This window comes from Qipengyuania sp. (genome assembly GCF_043423005.1).
GTDB lineage: Bacteria > Pseudomonadota > Alphaproteobacteria > Sphingomonadales > Sphingomonadaceae > Qipengyuania.
Genome location: NZ_JBHWMI010000095.1, coordinates 1 through 4,744 on the forward strand (window position 1 = coordinate 1; position 4,744 = coordinate 4,744).

Below are 4,744 nucleotides of genomic sequence, written 5' to 3' on the forward strand. Positions count from 1 at the left end.
ATCTCCAGTTCCGCCAGATTGTATTTGGGGCAATCGCTGCGGCATACGCCGTCATGCGACCATTCGGGAGGGCACCACAGATAGGCCAGCTTGTCCTGCCTCCTGTCCGCGGTATCCATGCGGGCCTTGAGCTGCTGCAACCCGACGAACTGCGCGCTCAGCGGATTGTAGTCGTAGGTCGGCTTGACGAGTCCGGCATTGGGTTCCTCGCCCACCTCGACATAGGTGCCGAACAGGCGGTCCCACACGATCAGGACCTGGCCATAATTGTAAGCCCGTTTGCCGCGCAGGGCCCACAGTCGTTCGAGGATCACGCTGCCGAAATAGACCCCGGCCAGCACCCAGATGGCCGCCGGGCCGCCGAGAAACTCGATCGCTGCCGAAAGATTCTCCATCCGCTCAAGCTATCATCAGACGACGATGGGTCAAAGGCTGGAATCGGTCGCGAGTTGCAGACGGCGTCCTGCCATCGGGTGGGGGGCGGGCGGACCATGCAGATTTCGCGTTTGTCCGGAACCGTCCTCGCCCCTCCGCATTATGACGACGCGGACCGGGCCCCTCTGGCGGGCGTCATTGTGACGCTCGCGATGTCGGACCGCATCGGACTACCGATGCGCGCCAAGGGCTGACCGTTTCCACGCAGGTCTTCACGTGCATCGATAGGCCGATCGACTTGGCTTCGACACGGAGACGATGGTGCCCGATTTCACGAGAACCGCTGCCGTCAGGCTTTCGGCGGACCGGCGGGCAGACCCTGCCCCGCCCCGCAAGCCGCCCGGCGCCTGAACCGGTAACCGGGCGATGGCATCGACCCTTCTGCTGCTGATCGCCGGGCTGGCGCTCCTTCTGGTCGGGGGCGAGCTGCTGGTCCGCGGCGCGGTCGGCCTGGCGCAGCGCGCCGGCGTCACGCCGCTGGTCATCGGTCTCGTGATCGTCGGGTTCGGCACGTCCACTCCCGAACTGGTGACGAGCGTGGAGGCCGCCCTCATCGGCGCCCCGGCAATCGCCTGGGGCAACATCGTCGGCTCCAATATCGTCAACACCCTGCTGATCCTGGGGGCCTCGGCCCTGCTGGCGCCGATCGTGGTGCGCCGCGGGCCGGCAGTGCGCGACACCGGCGTCGCGCTCGCCGCGTCGCTGGTGCTGGCGGCACTGGCGTTGGCTGGCGCAGCATCTGCATGGGTGGGCGGCGCCATGATCGCCGCGCTCGCCGGCTATATCGCCTGGTGCTACCGCGAGGAGCGCGTGGCCGAGCCGGATATCGTCCACAACGCGCCCTACGACCGTTCGGCCGCGCTCGAACTGGCCGATCCCGGGCTGCATCCCGCTGGACGCCGCTGGTTCGCCCCCGTCCTTCTCGCGCTTGCCGGCCTTGGCCTGCTGGTGTTCGGGGGCCGGATGCTGGTTGGCGGCGCGATCGACCTCGCCCGCGTGGCCGGGCTAAGCGAGACGCTGATCGGGGTCATTATCGTCGCGGTGGGCACCTCCCTCCCCGAACTCGTCACCTCGCTGGTCGCGGCACGCAAGGGCGAGCCCGAGGTGGCGTTCGGCAATGTCGTGGGGTCGAACATCTACAACATCCTCGGCATCGGCGGCGTGACGATGCTGCTGGCGCCAGGCGCGGTTCCGGAAACGCTGTGGCCCGTCGATCTTGGCCTCATGGTGGCAACGGCCCTGGCGGTGGTGGTGCTGGCCCTGGCGCATCGCCCGATCGGCCGCGCCGCCGGGCTGGCGTTGGTGCTTGGATATGGCGGCTTTTTGGCAGCCGCGATCGCAGCGCAATGATTCATCAGCACAAGCAGCAAGGAGAGTTCGAATGACGACAATTTCTCGGCGGGGCGCGCTCGGCGGCGCCACCGCACTGGGCGCGGCGGCAATGCTTGGCGGCGGGGCGGCAACGTCGGCCGCCGCGCAGGGCACGTCAGCGGGAATAGCGCCGGCGGGCAAGGACCAGACGCCCGATCAGGCGCTCGACCTGCTGCGGCAGGGCAACCGGGCCTTCCTTCGCGGCGAGCAAACCGGTGCGATCACCAATGCGCAGCGGCGCCTGGCCCTTGCCGGAGGGCAGGAGCCTTTTGCCGCCTATGTCACCTGCTCGGACAGCCGGGTGCCGCCGGAACTGCTGTTCGGCCGCGGCCTTGGCGAACTGTTCATCATTCGCAACGCCGGCAACACCGTCGATACGGTGGCGCTGGGATCGATCGAATATGCGGTGGCGGTCCTCAATGTGCCGCTGGTCGTGGTGATGGGCCACGAAAGCTGCGGGGCGGTGAAGGCCGCCACCGAGGTGGTCAGCGACAATGCGACGTTCCCCGGCTCGATCGGCCCGATGATCGAACCGATCATCCCGGCGGTCCTCCAGGCGCGGTCAGCCCGGCGACAAGCTGGAGAATGCGGTGCGCCAGAACGTGCGACGGGTGGTGAAGCAGTTGCGCGAGCAGACCGACCCGCTGATGCTCGAGCCGCAGCGCGAAGGCCGCCTGAAGGTGGTCGGCGCCTACTACAAGCTCGGCAGCGGCGAGGTCGACTTCTTCGATCTGCCCGGCACCGCCTCCTGACCAGCGCGGTCGCCTGCCCGCCCTCCAAAGCATCCGCAGGCCTGCGGGCTTCGGAGGCCCGGGCGATTTGTTGCGATAACAAAGACTTGAGATGGCGGAGCGGGTGGGATTCGAACCCACGATACAGGGTTACCGTATACACACTTTCCAGGCGTGCGCCTTCGACCACTCGGCCACCGCTCCGCATGCCTGATCGGCTGAAGGCGGGCCATTAGCGTCCTGCCGGGCACTTCGCAAGGCGCGTGCATTGTCTCCGGGGCGCGGCGGTGGCAGACCGGCGGCATGACACGCACCCGCCCGCGCTTCGCCCCATTCGCCCTTGCCGCCGCGCTCGCCGGCGCCGCTCCGCTCGCCGCCGAGGATGCTCCACCTCCCGCGCCCAGCCCGAACGAGATCGTCGCCAAGGCCGAGCCTTCGGAATGGGTGGCTATCGCGCCCGACGACCTTCTGGTGATGACCCTCGCGCTCGACGCGAGGGGGAAGCGGCGCGAAGTGGTAATCCAGCTGATGCCGCCGCCCTTCAGCCAGGGTTGGGTGAGCAACATCCGCAAGCTCGCCGCCGCGCACTGGTACGACGGGCTGGCGATAACGCGGGTGCAGGACAATTACGTCGTCCAGTGGGGCGATCCCGATGGCGAGGATCGGGCGAAGGCGAAAGCCTTGCCAGGCGGCATCGCAACGGTACCTGCATCGCAATATGCGCTGGCCAGCGGCGACCCCGCGTTTGCTCGCGCTCGCGATGCCTTGCTAGAGCGGGCACGAACCCGAGCCGAGATAGCTGCGCGCAACATGGCCGGGCAGAATTCGGCGACTGAAGCCACCCGCGCCGATAAGCCGACCGTTTTCATCTCACAGCCCGTCCCCGGAATGGTGGTGGTTCAGAAGGACCCCTATGCGGATGGGGCGAGCTTTCAGGCGGGGTGGCCAGTCGGATTTTCGCGTGAAGCGATGTGGCCCGTCCACTGCTATGGCATGGTCGGCGTGGGGCGGAACTATTCGCCCGACACTGGCTCGGGCGCGGAGCTTTACACGGTCATCGGCCATGCCCCGCGGCATCTCGACCGCAACATCGCGCTGGTCGGGCGCGTGGTTGAGGGGATCGAGCACCTCTCCGCGCTGCCGCGCGGGACCGGCGATCTCGGCTTTTACGAGACGCCGGAAGAGCGCACGCCGATCGTCTCCGTCCGCCTAGCCAGCGAGTTGCCGGGGGCGCAGCAGCCACAGTTCCAGTACCTCTCGACGGAGAGCGAGGCCTTCGCCCGCTACGCCGAGGCCCGCGCCAACCGCCGCGACCCGTTCTTCATCGTGCCGGCCGGAGGGGCGGACATCTGCAACATCCCGGTCCCGGTGCGGCGGGTGGCGAACTGACGCTTGGCCCGGTCACGACCGCAAGGTTCGTCCGCTAACCGACAGCATCACGGGGCGCTCGCAGGCGTGACGTTGGCGGGTCTCGTGCTCGCCGCAGCGCTTGCCATCGGCGGCATCGCGCTGCCCCGCGGGCAGACGCTTTGGCACCTGGTCGCCGCCCCCGAAGAGGACGGGGGCTGGCGTTTCGTGACAATCGACGGGGTGGATGTCACCGCCGACCGCTACGCACTGGGCGTGCATTGGGGCAAGATCACCGGCTTTGACGATGGCTGCAACTCTTGCGGTTTCAATGATGACAAACCCGCTGGCGCGCGTGATCGCATGATGATCTGCACACTGGTCGAATGCGAGCCTAAGCCGCATGACGTACTTTTTCATCGCTTCGCATTGGGTGATCCGCAGATGACCGTTCGCGATCAGCGTCTTATTCTCACTCTACCCGGCCACCAAGCGGAACTGGTCCGAACGTCGCCAGAAAGCTGATCCGAGAAGCGCGGAAAAACATGGCGCATGACGAGAGGCTGGTTTGCTGCACCCGCTGTCCGTAAACGGACGATCTGCTTACGACCACATTGCGGTCATTGGGTTATACTGCAAAGATCCAATCATTATGCAGATGCAATCTTCGGACCTCAGGTTCATTGCGGCCGTGGCTTCGCCTGAACCAAGGCGGCTTTACCTAGGCTCAGGACTCATTGCGGCAGCCAGAAGATGACGGTTGCAGCGATACATATGGCGGACATGAAGGTGTGGGCGCATCGGTCGTAGCGGGTGTGGATGCGTCGCCAGTCCTTGAGCCTGCCGAACATGTTCTCGAC

At 66.6% G+C, this 4,744-nt stretch carries 6 protein-coding genes, 1 tRNA gene and 1 pseudogene; 5 read left to right on the forward strand and 3 right to left on the reverse strand.

Features of this window, described 5'->3' with window-relative positions; translation table 11 throughout:
- A partial coding sequence (locus ACHFFA_RS12405; RefSeq protein WP_394271140.1) for a sterol desaturase family protein occupies positions 1 to 395 on the reverse strand: 395 nt, incomplete at its 3' end.
- 96 nt (positions 396 to 491) lie between these two features.
- Here ACHFFA_RS12405 and ACHFFA_RS12410 point away from each other — a divergent pair.
- The 3 genes and pseudogenes from ACHFFA_RS12410 to ACHFFA_RS12420 all read left to right on the forward strand — a co-directional run bounded on the left by ACHFFA_RS12410 (position 492) and on the right by ACHFFA_RS12420 (position 2,558).
- Positions 492 to 629, forward strand: a complete 138-nt coding sequence (locus ACHFFA_RS12410; RefSeq protein ID WP_394271141.1) for a hypothetical protein — start codon at positions 492 to 494, stop codon at positions 627 to 629.
- A 172-nt stretch (positions 630 to 801) separates the two neighbouring features.
- The gene (locus ACHFFA_RS12415) at positions 802 to 1,785 is read left to right on the forward strand and encodes a calcium/sodium antiporter (protein ID WP_394271142.1); all 984 of its coding nucleotides are present in this window, start codon (positions 802 to 804) and stop codon (positions 1,783 to 1,785) included.
- 91 nt (positions 1,786 to 1,876) lie between these two features.
- A pseudogene (locus ACHFFA_RS12420) lies at positions 1,877 to 2,558 on the forward strand (carbonic anhydrase).
- Between the two features lie 92 nt (positions 2,559 to 2,650).
- Here ACHFFA_RS12420 and ACHFFA_RS12425 read toward each other — a convergent pair.
- Positions 2,651 to 2,741 (reverse strand) — tRNA-Ser (locus ACHFFA_RS12425).
- 99 nt (positions 2,742 to 2,840) lie between these two features.
- Here ACHFFA_RS12425 and ACHFFA_RS12430 point away from each other — a divergent pair.
- Together ACHFFA_RS12430 and ACHFFA_RS12435 are read left to right on the forward strand one after the other, a co-directional pair.
- Complete coding sequence (locus tag ACHFFA_RS12430) at positions 2,841 to 3,926, forward strand: peptidylprolyl isomerase (RefSeq protein WP_394271143.1); 1,086 nt, start codon at positions 2,841 to 2,843, stop codon at positions 3,924 to 3,926.
- Between the two features lie 72 nt (positions 3,927 to 3,998).
- Positions 3,999 to 4,409 carry a hypothetical protein gene (locus tag ACHFFA_RS12435; RefSeq protein ID WP_394271144.1) on the forward strand — a complete coding sequence of 137 codons (411 nt, stop codon included), beginning with the start codon at positions 3,999 to 4,001 and terminating at the stop codon, positions 4,407 to 4,409.
- A 209-nt stretch (positions 4,410 to 4,618) separates the two neighbouring features.
- Here ACHFFA_RS12435 and ACHFFA_RS12440 read toward each other — a convergent pair.
- On the reverse strand, positions 4,619 to 4,744 hold a 126-nt coding region (locus ACHFFA_RS12440), incomplete at its 5' end, for a transposase (protein ID WP_394269278.1).